The organism is Paraburkholderia phymatum, from assembly GCF_038900715.1.
Taxonomy (GTDB): Bacteria; Pseudomonadota; Gammaproteobacteria; order Burkholderiales; family Burkholderiaceae; genus Paraburkholderia; species Paraburkholderia phymatum_A.
Map to the genome: position 1 here is coordinate 1 of NZ_JAYMRZ010000121.1, position 255 is coordinate 255.

At 63.5% G+C, this 255-nt stretch carries 1 pseudogene; it reads right to left on the reverse strand.

Annotated elements, in window-relative coordinates:
* Window positions 1–255: pseudogene (locus tag VSR68_RS43045) on the reverse strand (Tn3 family resolvase); the annotation flags it as partial.

Consider the following 255-nt stretch of genomic DNA (forward strand, 5'->3'; position numbering starts at 1 on the left):
TGCATGGGCTTCGCCCGCTTCTCGGTTGCGGGATGCAGCGCGATGATACCTCTGAGGACCTTGCGCACATGCGGGGCTTTCGTCGGATCCGGAAAACCCTGCGTCTGATGCCATTGCGCAAGGGCTGCCAGCCGGGAGCGCAGGGTATTGACCGCCAGGGTTTCTGCGTGATCGGCAAGGTACCGCGCGATCATGTCAGCGCTCGCAGGCAGAAAGCCGCCCCATTCAACCTCGAAATGCCGGAGCGCCGACTGG